At 68.3% G+C, this 15,142-nt stretch carries 17 protein-coding genes; 12 read left to right on the forward strand and 5 right to left on the reverse strand.

Annotated features, from left to right (window positions below):
- Window positions 1–6: 6 nt before the first annotated feature.
- The 8 genes from ACF1B9_RS05145 to ACF1B9_RS05180 all read left to right on the forward strand — a co-directional run bounded on the left by ACF1B9_RS05145 (window position 7) and on the right by ACF1B9_RS05180 (window position 6,782).
- Window positions 7–945, forward strand: coding sequence for a type II secretion system F family protein (locus ACF1B9_RS05145; protein ID WP_391739153.1), 939 nt, complete (start codon window positions 7–9; stop codon window positions 943–945).
- 14 nt (window positions 946–959) lie between these two features.
- Window positions 960–1,847, forward strand: coding sequence for a DUF5936 domain-containing protein (locus ACF1B9_RS05150; protein WP_189273979.1), 888 nt, complete (start codon window positions 960–962; stop codon window positions 1,845–1,847).
- Between the two features lie 51 nt (window positions 1,848–1,898).
- The gene (locus ACF1B9_RS05155; protein WP_391739154.1) at window positions 1,899–3,221 is read left to right on the forward strand and encodes a sensor histidine kinase; all 1,323 of its coding nucleotides are present in this window, start codon (window positions 1,899–1,901) and stop codon (window positions 3,219–3,221) included.
- 56 nt (window positions 3,222–3,277) lie between these two features.
- Window positions 3,278–4,387: a response regulator gene (locus tag ACF1B9_RS05160; protein WP_391739155.1), complete on the forward strand. Its 1,110-nt coding sequence runs from the start codon at window positions 3,278–3,280 to the stop codon at window positions 4,385–4,387.
- Window positions 4,388–4,632: 245 nt separating this feature from the next.
- A complete protein-coding gene (locus ACF1B9_RS05165; protein ID WP_391739156.1) occupies window positions 4,633–4,863 on the forward strand; it encodes a hypothetical protein in 231 nt (76 codons plus the stop codon).
- The gene (locus ACF1B9_RS05170; RefSeq protein ID WP_391739157.1) at window positions 4,863–5,477 is read left to right on the forward strand and encodes a pilus assembly protein TadG-related protein; all 615 of its coding nucleotides are present in this window, start codon (window positions 4,863–4,865) and stop codon (window positions 5,475–5,477) included. Before ACF1B9_RS05165 ends, ACF1B9_RS05170 begins: the two co-directional genes overlap by 1 nt.
- A gap of 31 nt (window positions 5,478–5,508) precedes the next feature.
- Window positions 5,509–6,123: a hypothetical protein gene (locus tag ACF1B9_RS05175; RefSeq protein WP_391739158.1), complete on the forward strand. Its 615-nt coding sequence runs from the start codon at window positions 5,509–5,511 to the stop codon at window positions 6,121–6,123.
- An 8-nt stretch (window positions 6,124–6,131) separates the two neighbouring features.
- Window positions 6,132–6,782: an OmpA family protein gene (locus tag ACF1B9_RS05180; RefSeq protein ID WP_391739335.1), complete on the forward strand. Its 651-nt coding sequence runs from the start codon at window positions 6,132–6,134 to the stop codon at window positions 6,780–6,782.
- Between the two features lie 68 nt (window positions 6,783–6,850).
- On the opposite strand, the gene ACF1B9_RS05185 is transcribed toward ACF1B9_RS05180, so the two are convergent.
- The gene (locus tag ACF1B9_RS05185) at window positions 6,851–7,042 is read right to left on the reverse strand and encodes a hypothetical protein (RefSeq protein WP_351080300.1); all 192 of its coding nucleotides are present in this window, start codon (window positions 7,040–7,042) and stop codon (window positions 6,851–6,853) included.
- A gap of 11 nt (window positions 7,043–7,053) precedes the next feature.
- Window positions 7,054–7,905: a helix-turn-helix domain-containing protein gene (locus tag ACF1B9_RS05190; RefSeq protein ID WP_391739159.1), complete on the reverse strand. Its 852-nt coding sequence runs from the start codon at window positions 7,903–7,905 to the stop codon at window positions 7,054–7,056.
- Between the two features lie 318 nt (window positions 7,906–8,223).
- Here ACF1B9_RS05190 and ACF1B9_RS05195 point away from each other — a divergent pair, with 318 nt between their 5' ends.
- From ACF1B9_RS05195 to ACF1B9_RS05205, 3 genes are all read left to right on the forward strand, one after another.
- Window positions 8,224–8,748, forward strand: a complete 525-nt coding sequence (locus ACF1B9_RS05195) for an ATP-binding protein (protein WP_391739160.1) — start codon at window positions 8,224–8,226, stop codon at window positions 8,746–8,748.
- A gap of 269 nt (window positions 8,749–9,017) precedes the next feature.
- Window positions 9,018–9,548 carry a hypothetical protein gene (locus tag ACF1B9_RS05200; protein ID WP_391739161.1) on the forward strand — a complete coding sequence of 177 codons (531 nt, stop codon included), beginning with the start codon at window positions 9,018–9,020 and terminating at the stop codon, window positions 9,546–9,548.
- Window positions 9,549–9,673: 125 nt separating this feature from the next.
- Window positions 9,674–9,805, forward strand: a complete 132-nt coding sequence (locus ACF1B9_RS05205) for a hypothetical protein (RefSeq protein ID WP_391739162.1) — start codon at window positions 9,674–9,676, stop codon at window positions 9,803–9,805.
- 152 nt (window positions 9,806–9,957) lie between these two features.
- On the opposite strand, the gene ACF1B9_RS05210 is transcribed toward ACF1B9_RS05205, so the two are convergent.
- Window positions 9,958–10,959 (reverse strand): hypothetical protein, encoded by a 1,002-nt coding sequence (locus ACF1B9_RS05210; RefSeq protein WP_391739163.1) that lies wholly within the window; start codon window positions 10,957–10,959, stop codon window positions 9,958–9,960.
- Window positions 10,960–11,159: 200 nt separating this feature from the next.
- On the opposite strand from ACF1B9_RS05210, the gene ACF1B9_RS05215 reads away from it, so the two are divergent.
- Window positions 11,160–11,372, forward strand: coding sequence for a hypothetical protein (locus tag ACF1B9_RS05215; RefSeq protein WP_391739164.1), 213 nt, complete (start codon window positions 11,160–11,162; stop codon window positions 11,370–11,372).
- A 130-nt stretch (window positions 11,373–11,502) separates the two neighbouring features.
- On the opposite strand, the gene ACF1B9_RS05220 is transcribed toward ACF1B9_RS05215, so the two are convergent.
- Both ACF1B9_RS05220 and ACF1B9_RS05225 read right to left on the reverse strand, forming a co-directional pair.
- Window positions 11,503–12,084, reverse strand: coding sequence for a hypothetical protein (locus tag ACF1B9_RS05220; protein WP_391739165.1), 582 nt, complete (start codon window positions 12,082–12,084; stop codon window positions 11,503–11,505).
- Window positions 12,085–12,444: 360 nt separating this feature from the next.
- The gene (locus ACF1B9_RS05225) at window positions 12,445–15,027 is read right to left on the reverse strand and encodes an MDR family MFS transporter (protein WP_391739166.1); all 2,583 of its coding nucleotides are present in this window, start codon (window positions 15,025–15,027) and stop codon (window positions 12,445–12,447) included.
- Between the last annotated feature and the right edge of the window lie 115 nt (window positions 15,028–15,142).

Here is a 15,142-nt window from a genome sequence, read left to right on the forward strand (position 1 = left end):
CGTGCCATGACGAATCTCCCTCTTCTCACCATCGGCGTCACGCTGCTTGCTGGCGTCACGGGCGTCGCCGGCCTGCACGCCTACTCCGGAGGCAAGGCCGACCGGGACGCCCTGGTGGACCGCCTTTCACACACCGGCCACATCCCGGAATCCGGGCGCCGCCGCCGCTTCCGAGGGCTCGACAGCAGGCTGCGCAAGACCGGCCTGGGCCGGAAGCTCGAACTGAAGCTGGCCGCCACCGGCCTCGACATCACACCCGGCGAGTTCTTCGTCTACGCGCTCGCCGCCATGGCCGGCCTCTGGATGATCGCCTCGTCCCTGCTCGCCAGCTTCTTCGGCCCGGTCGCCGCCCTCATCGGTCTCTGGGGCACCAACGCCTTCCTGAACTGGCAGCGGACCAAACGCACCGAACGCTTCATCAACCAGCTCCCCGAACTCGCCCGTATCCTCGCCAACGCCACGCAGGCCGGGCTCGCGCTGCGTACGTCCATCAGCATGGCGGCCGATGAGATGGAGGACCCGGCAGGCGAGGAACTGGCCAGGGTCTCCCGTCGGCTCGCCGTCGGCGAACCCCTCGAAGACGCGATGAGCGAGCTGACCGACCGGCTGCCCTCCCGCGAACTCGTCGTCCTCGTCACCACCCTCGTCCTGTCCAACCGGGCCGGCGGTACGGTCGTCAGCTCGTTGCGCAACCTCACGGAGACCCTGGAGGAGCGAAAGGAGACCCGGCGCGAGGTCAAGACCCAGCTCTCCCAGGTCACCGTCACCGCTTACGCCGTCCCGATGTTCGGCCTGGGCGCCATGCTCCTGATGAACGCGGTCATGCCCGGCGCACTCGACCGCATGACCGGCGCCTTTATCGGTCAGGTCGCGGTGGTCATCTCCATCGCCTTGTACGCGATCGGATTCATCGTGATCCGCCGCATGTCCCGGATCGACGTCTGATGGGCGGGGCGTACATGGACCTGCTGCTCGCCGGGGTCATGGGTCTGGCGGTCTACGGAGCCATCGCCGGTATCCGTATGTACCGGCGCGACGTAAAGCTCCCCGGGGACCTCGCGATTGCCCTGGAGGTCGGCTCCACCCGGACCAGCGCGGTCGGCTCCGGCATCGACCGACTCGGCATGCGCTGGGCCCCCATGGTGCTGCGGATGATGGGTCCCAAGGCCGTCAACAAGAAGCGCCGCCAGATCGACCTAGCAGGGAACCCGGGCGGTCTGACCATCGACCGCTACGCCGCCCGCCGTGCCGTTTACGGCGGCCTCGGCGCGCTCGGCGCCTTCACGATGCTCATGCGTGGCCAGATCTTCCTCGCTCTGCTGCTGATCGCCTTCGGCCTCTTCTGGGTCGAGGTCGGCATCTGGTCGGCGGTCCGCGTCCGCCGCGACCACATCGACCGGACACTCCCGGACTTCCTCGACGTCCTGGCTGTCGTCGTCTCGGCGGGCCTCGGCTTCCGCCAGGCGCTGGGGCGCGTCGCCGAGAAGTACGAGGGACCCTGGGCCGACGAACTCCGCATCACCCTGCGTCAGATGGACATGGGTGTCAGCCGGCGCGAAGCCTTCGAGCAGCTGCGCAAGCGCAATGACTCGGAGCAGGTCGCCATGTTCGTGACCACGCTCCAGCAGGGCGAGGAGCTGGGTGCGCCGATCGTCGAGACGCTGATCCAGATCGCCAACGACATGCGGCGAACGGACGCCCAGAACGCCCGTCGGAAGGCGGCCCGGGCCGTCCCCAAGGCGACCTTTGCGGTCACCACCTTCCTTCTCCCCGGAACCCTGGTGCTGCTGACGGTCGGCTTTGTCTATGGAGCCAACATCGACTTCGGCTTCCTCACGGGTCAGTGATGTGAACGCGTTGGGCGGTGGGCAAGACAGGCGAAGGGAGGTGAGAGGCTCGTGTCGTTCCAACTCGGCAGCATCCACAATGGACTGAACGCAGAGGTGCGTCAGGCGATAGCCGATCCCGGTTCGCGCCCGGCGTTCGCGATCCAGCTGAACGCGCTCCAGGCGATGTGCCGGCAGGTCTTCGGCTTCCGGCTTGCCATGATCGCCATCGCCACCCCGTTCGCGCTCGGCCACACCGCCTCGGGCCTGGCCTCCTGGCTGATCGGGTCCGCCATCCTCGTCACGTTCATGGGCTCGTACGTCCTGTTCCGCGACTGGGAACGCTTCGGTCCCGTCCTGCTGCGCCATCCCTGGCTGCTCGGCATAGACGCCTTCTTCGGCGCCCTTCTACTCATCACCGCCGGCCCCGAGTCCACCCTCGCGTACGTCACCGTGTGCACCCCGCTGCTGGCCGGACTCGTCTCCGGCTGGCGAGGCGCGGCGGTGTTCGCTGCGCTCCAGACCGTCATCGTCCTCGGCGTGTACAACACTGACCCGAAGCTGCAACCCACCGACGCCACGGCGGTCCTCCTCCCCGGCTTCTGCATCATCGCGGGCGCCGTCGGAGTCACCCTGCGCAACCTGCTTCTCCGCTTCGGTACGGCCAGCCAAGCCCTCACGGAGACCCGGGCCCGTCTCGCGGTCAGCGAGGCCGTGGAGGGCGAACGCACCCGCCTCGCCCGGGAGATGCACGACTCGGTCGCCAAGACCCTGCACGGCCTGGCGCTGGCCGCCGACGGCCTGGCCGGCTCGTCCGACCGCATGGACCCGCTCATTGTCAAACACCAGGCCGAACTGGTCGCCCGCGCCGCCCGCCGCGCCGCCGCCGAGTCTCGCGAACTTCTCTCCGACCTGCGACGCGAGTCCGGGCTGGACGGCGGAGTGGACGTCGTACGCGAACTGCAGGCCCGCGCCGATGACTTCACGCAACGTCACGCGCTCACGGCCACCTTCCGCCTTCTCAACGAGACACCGGTCCCCAACGTCCCGCAGGCGGTCGCGCGCCAGCTGCTCACCGTCGCCTCCGAAGCGATGGAGAACGCCCACCGCCATGCCCAACCCACCTACCTCGTCGTACTGGTCGGCGTGAAGGGCGATGTCCTGCGCGTCAGCGTGTACGACGACGGGCGCGGCCTGCCCGCTGGCACCACGCTCGACGACCTCCGGCACGCCGGGCACTTCGGCCTCGTCGGCATGGTCGAACGGGCGGCGTCCATCGGCGCCCGCATCCGTATCGGAAAGGGCCAGGCGGCCAAGGGCACCGAAGTACGCCTGGAACTCCCGATCGCCGCTCTCAGCACTGCTCCCGCTCCAGATGCACTACGAGTGAACTGACCAGCTCAGTACCACCCCACCCTCACCCCCCATAGATCCCTGAGAGGAGGTCGCAGATGCCGGACGATGTCTCCCGCGCGTCGGGCCAGAACTGGGCCGCACAGAATCACGCCTCCCAGCACACGTCCTCGCACGTCACCCCGCTCAACTCGGAACCCAGCTCCCACGGGTTCCCGGTTCCCGCTCCCGTCTCCCAGCAGTCCGCGGCATCCGAGTCCCTGCCTCCCTTCCCGGGGCCGCCGCCCGCGCCCGTCCTCGGCGCCCTTCGGGTCGTCGTCGCCGACGACAACCCAGTGGTCCGGGCCGGCCTTGGCGTCCTGCTCTCCGGCCGAGACGACATCGAGGTCGTGGCCGAGGCCGCAGACGGCCGCCAGGCCTACGACGCGGCTGTTCTGCACCGCCCGGACGTCGTCCTGCTGGATGTCCGCATGCCCGGCGTCGACGGCATATCCGCCCTGCCCCACCTCGTACAGGTCGCACCCGTCATGATGCTGACCTACAGCCGCGAGAGCGAGATCGTTCACGAGGCGCTCCGCCTGGGTGCCAGCGGCTATCTGGTCCACGGCGAGTTCACGGCCGACCAGCTGGTGCAGGCCGTGCGCGACACCAGAGACGGCCGCGCCCACTTCACCGCCACTGCGGCCAACGCCCTCCTCGCCCATATGCGTCAGGACCCTGGACTGCATGGACGGCCGCTCCCGGAAGGACTCGGCGCCGCTCTGACAACGGGTGTTCCCTACCCGGGGCTCGGCTACGACGGCCACGGTCCGACTCCGGTTCAGCAACACGGTGCGCCTGCACATGCGCCAAAGCCCGAACCGGCTCCACCTGCGGCGCGACCAGCCCAAAAAGCCCAAGGTCTTTCGCAACTGCAACCAGTTGTGGCACAGTCTTCCATGACGGGGGGGCCGGGTGTGGCCCTCAACCGGCAGCAATACGGGCTGAGTTCGCGGGAGGTGGAGGTCATGGAGCTGATCGCGTCCGGCATGAGCAATCAGCAGATCGCCGCCACCTGCTTCATCAGCGAGAAGACGGTCAAGAACCACATCAATCGCATCTTCACGAAGTTGCACAGCACCACTCGCAGCGAGGCCATCGCCCGCTGGCTCGGTACGGCTCCCACGGCGGGACCAGGGGTACGCGGGGCCGGTGGTCACGGTGGCTGAGCGGGAGAGCAGGACTGCCGTGGTACGTGCCGGGCGTGGGGCCCGGCACGTACCGGCGTCACAGGCCCAACTGACGCTTTGGGCCCGGGAATGGGCCCTGGGACCCTCCGGCGAGCAGGGTGTGTCGCCGTATGTTTCTCATGTCGCCAGCGGCTCCGGCCAGGAGGAAGCCGGAACCGCGGGCGGCACCCAAGAAACGTGCGAGTCGGCCGGCTACCGGTCGGCCGAATCCGGAGGGGAACACCATGTCGGACATCACTCTGAAGACCGCCGTCCGCATCAACGGCTGGGCCAACACCGCGGTCAGCGCGATCCAGAAGCGTTACGAGGCCAAGGACCGCGGCCAGACGGCGTTCGAGTACCTGGGCATCATCCTGGTGGTCGTGGCGATCATCGGTGCGATCATGGCCACGGGTATCGGTGGCGCCATCTCGGGTCGGATCCAGGGTCTCGTGAGCTCCATCACCTCGGGCTGATGATCGGCCGCAAACGGCGCGATGCAGGGCAGGCCTTCCCCATCTATGTAGTGATGGTGGCGGGCCTGCTCTTCCTCGTGTTCGCATTTTTTGCTGTCGGCAAGGCTGCGGCCTTGCGCAATGGAGCCCAGGGCGCGGCGGATGCCGCCGCACTGGCTGCGGCCCGGCAGGTTCGTGAGGACCTGGAATCCCAGTTCCTCGCGGCGCTGCCCGAGCGACTGCTGCCCGTGTTCCTGGCGGGCCACGAAGTTTCCCAGGCGATGCCATGCGCCGAGGCGCAGAGGCTCGCCTCGGACAACAAGGCAGACGTCACGGATTGCCAGGTCTGGCCGGGCGGCCGGCGCGACAAGGTCAGGGTCGAGACCGAGAGCCGCAAGACGGTGGACTCGGCGGTAATTCCTGGCTCGAAGAACACGAGGGCAAAGCAACATGCCACCGCCGTCATCCGATTCCAGTGCTCGTGGCGTTCCGTGGACCTCAACGAAGACAGCGTCGAGGACATCTACTTCTTCAGCTGCGACAAGGGCGGCATGGTCGAGATCAGGCCGAGCAGCCCCCCGCCGTGGTCGGAGGTAAGCAAGATTCTCTTCGATGTGCACCTGGTCGACAATTGACAGCGAACAACGAGTAAAGGAAACAGAACCCATGAGCATTCGGCGCTCCACATTGTCCCGGAGGGCAGTGGCAGCCGTCTCGCTGACGGCTGTATTGGCCCTGGCCATCACCGGCTGCGGAACCGACAGCGGCGGAAAGACGGACGACGCCGGCTCGTCGCCGTCCTCCACGCCTTCCAAGTCCTCCGATGGGGACAAGGAGTCGAAGCAGGAGGACACTGCGGCCGGGGACAATGTGGACCCGAATGTGAAGCTTGCCGAAATCAGGGGCCAGCGCGGAATCACGCTCGTCATCAATCAGGTGAAGCGAGACTCCGGTGGCTTCGTCACGGTGCAAGGCGAAGTCAAGAATGGCAGCGACACGAACCAACCCACAAGCGGCTGGGCGGGTACCGAGAACCTCATCGTGGAGAAGAACCCCAACTCGGTCGCAGGCGCCGCGCTGATCGACAAGGCGGGGAAGAAGCGCTATTACGTTCTCCGAGACACAGACAACCGCTGTCTCTGCACCACAGGTATCCTGCCGCTCCAGCCCGGCGGCTCGACCCCCGTGTTCATGCAGTTCCCCGCTCCGCCCAGCACCACGACCGAGGTCGATTTCATGCTGCCGACCTTCGCCACCACCTCGCTGAAGATCTCCGGGTGACGGCCGACATGACCCACACCCGTACACGTCGCGGGCCAGCGCATCTGGCAGGAAGCGCCGTCGCGACCGCAGTGCTGATGGCAAGCATGACCGTGCTGGGGGCGGCGAATGCCATTGCTGACGACGGACCCAGCGTGCCGCCCGGCACAGAGTCCACGTCTGTGCCGCCCGTCAAGCTGGACCCCAACGACCCCGACCTGAAGATGCCCGAAGGTGGCACACTCGCCCCCGCCAAGGTTCTCGACATCGTCCAGGTCATCGAGGATGAAGGCGGCGACGAGCGTCGCGAGGACAGCAACGCGAACATCAAGTTCGCGCTCCAGGCCGAAGTCCTCTTCGGCAAGGACAGCGCCAAGCTGAGCTCTGCTGCCAACTCTCGTATCGCTTCCATCGCGGCCGAGATCAAGAAGCAGAACGCCACCAAGGTGCGCGTCTTCGGCTTCACCGACAACCTCGGCTCCTCCGCCCACGGCGACGTGCTGTCCAAGCAGCGCGCCAACGCCGTGCAGGCGGTGCTGGTGAAGGATCTGGGGTCGACCGTCACCTTCGAGATCCGCGGTTACGGCGAGCAGTATCCGATCGCCGACAACAGCACGGAAGAGGGCCGCAAGAAGAACCGCCGCGTGGAGGTCTCCTTCCCGCGTGGTGGATCTTCCTGAGGTCCCGCACCGCACACAACAGGGGCCCGGTACCGCGTGCACGTCGCGGTGCCGGGCCCCTGTTGTTGCTACAGCAGGTGGTCGGCCTTGCCGGCCTTGATGTCGCGGATCATCTGCTGAAGCGCCTCGCGGCTGTCGGTGAGGTAACGATCCTCCTCGCCCCGGATGGCGATGAATCCGTTGCCTTCGGTGTCTGTGCCGAGCCTGAAGCAGTTGTTTCCTTCGCCGCAGTACGGCTCTTCCCAATGGATGTCGGACATGGCGAACTTCCTTAGAGTTGGCTGGAGATCGCGTGAATGAAGTCCCTGGACGCGGCAGTGGACAGTGAAGCGTCCTCCATCCAGTCCAGGTGCGCACGGTATTTCGTCAGTTGAGCGTCGGCATGCATGAATTCAGGGCCGTGTGCGGAATCGAGCTGCACGGTGTCGAGCTGAGGCACGACGCCATGGGCGTAGAGGAGCGCGTGTCCGGCGCCGGGGAATGCGCCCCGATCAACTGGAACGACCCGCACCTCGATGTGTTCACGCTCTGACATCTCGCAGAGATGGAGCAGCTGCGCCCGCGTGACGTCGGGGCCGCCGAACTGCATGCGCAGGGCAGCCTCGTGGACGTAGCCCACGTAGCCGATGGGTGACTCGCGGTCGAGTACCTGTTGCCTCTCCATCCGGTGCGCAACCCGCAACTCGATCTCCAGACGGGACAGCTCGGGCAGCACGGCTCCGAACACCGCGCGAGCGTATTCGTCGGTGTGGAGCAGGCCAGGAAGGTGGACGGTCTGCGCTGTGCGGATACGAGTCGCGTGCCATTCGAGCTCGGCGATATCCAGCAGGCCCGGTGGGAGCGCGCCCCTGTACTGCTCCCACCATCCACGTTCGCGCTGCTCGGCCATCTCCGCGAGTGCATCTACGTATTGAGGGTCGGCGCAGGCGTAGTTGCAGGCCAAGGTGCGGACGCGCGAGGGAGTGATCGGGCGGACACCGACCTCCATGTTGGAGATCTTCGTTCGGTCGATGCCCAGCAAGCCCGCCGCGTAGACGGTGGTTGCCTCGGCTGCGACGCGCATCTTGCGCAGTTCGGCGCCGAGTCGCTTCTGGCGCTCTGTCGGAGTGGAACTGCTCGGCATGGGCCCTCTCTTCCACGGACTGTGGACACAGTCTGCCGCCGCAGTGGACACTCAGTCCAACGCGAGAGAGGCAATTGCCTCCATTCTTGCGGCATCAGTGCCAACGTTGCGCTACGTTAGGTGACGCACCGCTCACACAGAGACGAGCCGGAAGTGCATCGCGCAGTCCTGCCCGCAACCTCCTGCCCTGGGAGGGGCGGTCCCGCGTCAGGGAGACAGGCCACTGCTCGTCCGCAACGCAACCGTGTGAGCCATCTGTGCGCACCCACGCGAAAGAGAGACGCCACCAACTCGTCACCCTTATCAGGGGAGTCAGCCATGCACTCAGCTCCACTCACCGCGCTCTGCCCGGCCGTCGCCGAGGCGCGTACACCGGTCCCGTATCCGCATCCCGACACCCGGCAGCACCCTCAGCCCTATCTGCGCTCCAAGGGGCGCTCCGCGCGCGGCCTCGCGCTGAGTTTCACGCTGCCCGGCGACGTCCGCAGCTCGTTCATCGGCCGTACGTTGATCGCTGCCGCTCTGAACACGCACGGGCTCTCCCGGTACGTCTGGCCCGCCACGCACGCGGCGGCCGAACTCATCGCTGTCACCGTCAGGATGAGCCCGCGCAAGGAGCTCTACGTATCCCTGCGCCACCGCGACGACGCGCTCCGTCTCCTCGTCTGGGACCAGCATCCCCGCCATCGCGAGCCGGACACCGCCACGCTCTGCGAGACGCGTCGCCGGCGGGCGCTCTGGTTGCTGGCGGCTGTTGTCGACGACTGGGGAGGGGAGTGGGGCGTCTGTGACGCGAGCCTGCCCCGAGGGGGCATCAAGGCATGGGTCTCGCTGCCCAGGTGACGGGCGCCGCGTCGGGCGCGCGCGTGCGCGGCACGCGGGCCCCGATCGTCTGGGCACATGTGCGCGTTCGCTTGTGCTGGTTCTGAAATCCCTCGGTCAGTGGGAGAGGGGCTGTCCAAGGGCTGTCCCGTAACTGACTCCGAGATGGCTGCTGGGTTCTTCCAACGGGCGGTCAGCCGCCAGGACGATCGAGAAGTAACACTCGTGGGGGATCGTGATCGTGCGTGGGGCCGACGCACTGACGTTGAGGTTCGGGCGATGGTGGGGTCATGCCGATCACCCGTCTCGCCCTTCCGCTCGGCGACACTGAGCGCCCCGTCCCCGTCTGGGCCCTCAGGCTGGCCAAGGCCCTCCCGTTCGTCGTGCTGCCGCACTGCCTGTGGCGGCTGCCGTTCGCTGTCAACTTCACGATGGGGCAGATCGACCCGCACTCGCCGGCGTTCGTCTGGTGGGCCACGCCGTACGTGGTGGGCCTGAGCGTGCTCACCGAGGCGTTGGCGCTGCTCACTACCGGTCTGGTGAGCGGGTGGGGCGAGGTGGTGCCGCGCTGGGTGCCGTTCCTCGGCGGCCGACGGGTGGCGCCGCTCGCTGCGGTGATCCCGGCGGTCGTGGGTGGTCTGGCGCTGGTGGCGATGTTCGGCCCCTACCCGCTCGCCTGGGTGGGCGTCTTGCCCGAGGTGGGGTTCAGCAACGGATGGTGGATGCTCCTGGCCCGGGTGTGCATCACGCCGGCGATGCTGTGGGGGCCGATCGTGCTGGCTCTGGCCTGGGCCTACTACCGGCGGCGCCGACCTTCCTGATGGGTTCGTCGGTCCAGACCGTCCGAGCCCGGATGGCTCCGTGAACGCGGCGAACGCAGCGCGACAGCGTGATTCGCCGAGGCGCAGTGGCCGTGATGGCCCAGTTCCCGGCAAAGGAGGATGAGATGAACTCGCGGTGGCGGGGTGTCTGGGGCGTGTTGCAGGTGTTCGCCGTGGTGTGGCCGACCCGTTCAGTGCGGCTGTCGACGGTGCTGCCGGCGCTCGCGGTCCCCGGCTCGCCCCGTCGCCCGCCGTGAGATGCGCGGCGGAACGGCAGGGGTCCGGGCTCAGCTCTGTCTGGAGGAAGGGATCAGCCACCCCGGCAATGCCCCGAACAACTTCCTGACCCAAGCGCTTCGCGAGGCACTGTGAAGGCCGCCGCTCCGGGGGCGGGAGTGGCCGCAGGCGGTTAGGGCGTGCTCTGCGAAGCGACAGCCCGATCGCAGACCAGTTGCATGAGCTCCTGGGCCCGCTCCAGGAAGTCGAGCCTGTAGGGGCCGTCGCCGATTGGGCCGTATGTCATGTCGATGAAAACCGCTCCCACCCGGGCCCGCATCTCGACGCGATCGCCTTTCTCGGAACTTACGCCATCAGTGACTGTGTAGCTGGTCGCGAAGCTCTCATCACCACACTTCGGCATCGCGATACGCGTCTCTTCCGGATCGCTGGTTTCGGTCCTCTTCAACAACTCCGCGTACCCATCGATCACCGTTCGGACGTCTCGGCACGCGGTCACGAGGTAGAGCACATGGAGGTTGCCCGAGTTCTTTTCCGGGTTCTCATAGATCGCAGTTCCCCGGTTACACCCTTTGTCCTCTTCAGGGGAGAATCCGTTGGGCGTGCTGAAGACTGCCCAGCCTGACGGCATGTCCTCCAGTCCAGGCACCACGTTCTTCGTCTCGGCCACAGTCAGCGCACGAGGTGCAGTAGTCCTCTCCTCGCTGCCGCTGCTCGACGCCGAACCATCGTTCTTACCGACTGTCCCGGATGCGGAGTTATGGCCGCTGTCCGGAGAGTCATTAGAGTTAAAGATCCGGCTCCCGCCGTACATGGCGAGGACGATCACGGCGAGGACCACCAGCACGGCCAATGCGAGCGCCACCAGGCCGGCTGCTGACGTGGGCTTCCTGATGTTGATCGTCCCGCTGCTGCCGACCATGATCGGGTTGTCGCCGCGCATCCGGCTGCGGTCGATGACCACACCGCCGGCAGCATGGGGTGCGCTCAGGTGAACCGTCAGCGCGCGCTGCAACTGGGGATCGGTCTCGATCTCCGCGGCGAGAACCGCCGATGCCCCGGCCTGCGCCTCGGGGGTCGCCTCAAGATCCGCCAGTGCGGCCCGACCGCGATCCGATGCCCCCAGACGATCTCGTACGACCTGCGCGACAGCGGCCCCGGCCTGCTCGCCCAATCTGGTTGCTGTCCCCGTGATCACAGCCGCCAGGACCCCGACAGCGGCCGCGGCAAGTTCATCCGCTCCCATGACACCCCCGAACCACACGGACACAGACGACTACGCCTGTTCCCGCATCATGCCAGCAAGAGGCCGGAATCCATACAACTCCTCGCTGATGGCGGAAAGTTCGCGTCGTCGGTGCGTGGGTGGCGCAGGTGGCTGAGGGCAGGATCGCCGCAGGCGAGGGCGAACTCGGCGCCCGCGGCGAACGAGAGGACCGGGAGGGGATCATCCTCGGCGGCCGGCCCCGGCGCGGCCTCTGGCCGGACTGCTTCGCTCTGCGGTCGAAGGAGACGGCGCGGCACCCGGAGCTCGCCGGGCTGATCGGACGGCAGGAGCCGCCGCTCGTCGTGTTCCACCGCGCTTGAGGTACGGACTCCGACCGCGCCTGGGCGTGATGCCCCGCGTGGCCCCGAGGGGAGGCGGGGGCGCGTCCCGCGCCCACCGCCTGTGCACGGGCCCCGGTGGCGTTCGTGGCGAGGCGGAGCGCCGGGGCGCTCACGCGGTGCGGGGCCTGGCGACCTGGGTGCTCGGCGCGAGTCCCCCGTCGTTCAGTTCGGCCCTGTCCGAGGCGAGCAGCCAGGCTCCCGAAGGAGTGCGGGTGAAGGTCAGCGTGTGCGGAAGCGTGTACTCCTCGTACTCCGCAGCGCCCTCGGCGACTTGAGCGGGTGTGAACGGGTGGTAGAGGCGGGTGTCCTCCGTGATGTGCAGGGACACGGTGCGCCCGTTCACGGCCGCGTCGTTCACCTTCACCTCGACCGTCGCGCGGACGTACCCGCCGTCGGCCTGCTGATAGGCGCGGCCCCGACGGACCAGCGCGGCGAATTCCGTCCGCAGGCCGGCGCGCATCGACGGGGTGGCGGCGGCCGGAGGTTCAGGGACGGGGGACTGCGCGGCGGGCCGGGTGACCAGGTCGGCGCGCAGTTGCAGATAGCTCTGTGCGAGCCGGGACAGCTCGGCCCGGTCCGCCACTGCGGGCGCTCGGGGAACGGAAGCCGCCGATGCCGTGGCGGCACCCGCGATCACCGCGGCGGTCAATGTCGCGGCGAGGACGCGTATTCGTGACCCGCGTGCGTGCACGTGTTTCCTCCCCCGGGGGGCGCCGGAGACGCCGGAGGCTTCGGCGGCGTCGAAGGCACATGAACGGTCGAGATCGAGGATGCCTTCTGTGACCTCGACGTCAGCGGCGTGGCGCAATCGCGTCCGGAATGGGTCCATCTCTGGCTCGTATGTGCAGGCCGCGCGGCAGGAGGCGCACGGCCTCCGGCTGAGCTTCACGCTGCCGGGCGATGCCCGTAGCGCGTTCATCGGGTGTACGGCAATGACCGCCACCCTGAAGGCGCACGGACTCGCCCCGCCCGCTGCGGCGGACTGGCGTCCCGTACATCGTCATGGAGTGCCCGCACCCTGCCGGGCCGGCGGATCGACCAGGGCACGGCATCAACGGGAGCCGGGATCACCACTCGGAGCCTTGGCCGTGACCAGCAGGCCGGCGAGCAGGCCCGCGAGGAGCGTCAGGCCGACCGCCCACCAGAGGGTGACGGAGTAGCCGTCCAGGACCGCCCTGTCAGCCTCCTTGACGACGCCGGACAGCGACGCCGGAAGGTTCTGGCCGCCGAGCAGGACGCCTTGCTCGGCTGCTTTGGTCAAGCCTTCAGGAATGGCTGACGTGTGATCCAGCCGGGCGGAGACCGCCGAGGCGAGGATGCCGCCGAACAGGGGCGACGCGGCCCAGACGGCCGACTGCTGGGCCGTGTTGACCATGGCCGCGGTCCCGCCGGAGTCCTGCGGGGCGATTCCTCCGGTCGCGGTGGCGAAGAGCGGCACGAAGGCCAGGCCCAGACCGAAGCCGACGAGGAGCGTGCCGGGCAGCACTTGGTCGGCGTACGTACTGTCGGCGCCGAGGCCGGTCAGGAGGGCCAGGCCGATCGCCGTCAGCGCCAGGCCCGGCGCGATGAGGACGCGGGGTGCCAGTCGGCGGTACAGGCGGGCGGAGACCTGGGTGGCGGCGATGACGGCCGCACCGGCCATCGGCAGCAGGCCCGTGCCGATCTGGGACGGGGCATAGCCGAGGGCGCCCTGCAGATACCTGGTCAGGACCTGGTGCAGGGCGAACATGCCCATGCCGATGAAGACCAGGGCGAGGCAGGAGCCGACGCGATTGCGGTCCTGGAAGACGTAGGGCGGCAGGAGTGGGCTGGTCGTCGCGGTCTGCCACCAGGCGAAGGCCAGGAGCAGGATGATTCCGCCCACGAAGAGGACCACGACCAGGAGATCGGTCCAGCCGCGCGACTCGGCCCGGCCGAAGCCGTAGACGAGGGCGACAAGCCCGACGGAGCCGAGCAGCAGGCCCGGAACGTCGAGGCGGGCGGGGGAGCGGACCGGGCCGTCGTGCACCAGGGCGGCCACACCGAACACGGCTGCCACGGCGAGCGGGACGCCGGCGTACAAGCACCAGCGCCAGCTCAGGCTTTCGGCCAGCCATCCGTCCGTGAACAGGCCGATCGCCGTTCCGCCGCCGACGATCGCCGCATAGATCCCGAAGGCCCTGCCCCGTTCCTTCGGATCGGTGAAGCTGATCGACACCAGGGCCAGCACGGCCGATGAGAGCAGTGCGGCGGACGCGCCCCGCAGGACATCGGCTCCGATGAGCACGTCGAAAGAAGGGGCCGAGCCGCCGATCGCGGACGCCACCGCGTAGCCGACCAGACCGGTGATCAACGTCCGTTTGCGGCCGAGGAGATCAGTGATGTGTCCGCCGAGCAGCAGCAGTGCGCCGAATGCCAGTGCGGAGGCGAGGGGCAACGAGTCCAGGTCGTCGGCGCCGGGGTGCAGATCGGCGTAGATGGACGGCAGTGCCACGTTCGTGGTCGTCGTGCCGATCAGCACCAGCAGTTGTGCCAGCACGGCCACTGCCAGTCCCCACCACCGCCTGGGGTGCGGGCCATGGACGTCGGCCGGGGCCGGTGACGCGGGCCGGGCACCGGGAGCCGGGCCCGCGGACGGTGCGAACCCCGGCGGCGCAGGGCGGGCGTCCGCCGGCGTCGTCGGGGTGTACGCGGGAGGCGGAGGAAGCGGTTGGGCCTGGGCGGGGATGCGCGGGTCCGGCTGCGTGGCCCGTGTCTCCGGAGCGAAGTCCAACAACTGGGCGGCGTGGCGACCGAGTTGGGCGAGCACCGAGCCGGGCAGCCATTCGCCGTCCTGGTCGGTTGCCCTGCGGGTGGCCACGTCGGTGGGGGTGGGCCGCTGCGCCGGGTCCTTGTGCAGGCACGCGCGTACGAGATCGACGAGTGACTCCGGTACGCCGGTCAGGTCCGCTTCCTCCTCCGCGATGCGGAAGAGGTGTGCGTTCAGGCCGGTTTCCGTGGCGCCGAAGAGAAGGCGGCCGGTGGCGGCGTAGACGAGGACGGCACCCAGGCAGAACACATCGCTGGCCGGGGTGAGTTCGAGGCCGCGCACCTGCTCGGGCGACATGAAGCCGGGGGATCCGATGAGCATCCCGGTGCGGGTGTGCAGGCTGTCCCCGGCGAGGGTGTCCATGGCCCGAGCGATGCCGAAGTCGATCACGCGCGGCCCGTCCACTGTCACCAGCACGTTGGACGGTTTCAGGTCGCGGTGGATCAGACCCGCCCCGTGGACCGACTGCAGAGCCACTGCGAGGCGGTTGGCGAGGGTGCGGACCGAGTGCTCGGGCAAGGGCCCGAAGTCCTTGGCGACCACGGTGGTCAGATCGGGCCCGGGGATGTACTGGGTCGCCACCCAGGGCACCAGGGCCTCGGTGTCGGCGTCGAGCACGGCTGCCGTCCAGGTCCCGCCCACCCGCCGGGCAGCAGCCACCTCGCGTGCGAACCGCTTGCGGAATTCCGGATGCTGGGCGTGCTCGGCCTGCACCACCTTCACTGCCACTGTTCGTCCGGCTTCCGAGCGGCCCAGGTACACCAGGCCCATACCGCCCGCGCCCAGACGGGCGATCAGGCGGTACGGGCCGATGGACAGCGGATCCTCGGTGATCAATTGGTCCACGGCAGTAAGGTAGTTGAGGATTTCTTACCCCGGTATCGAATCACGGTGAATCATCGGTGCAGGGTGCAGGGTGCAGGGTGCCGACGCCATCGGTCGGTGCCGGTCGAGGCGAGGC

This window comes from Streptomyces sp. NPDC014727 (assembly GCF_043083485.1).
Classification (GTDB): Bacteria; Actinomycetota; Actinomycetes; order Streptomycetales; family Streptomycetaceae; genus Streptomyces.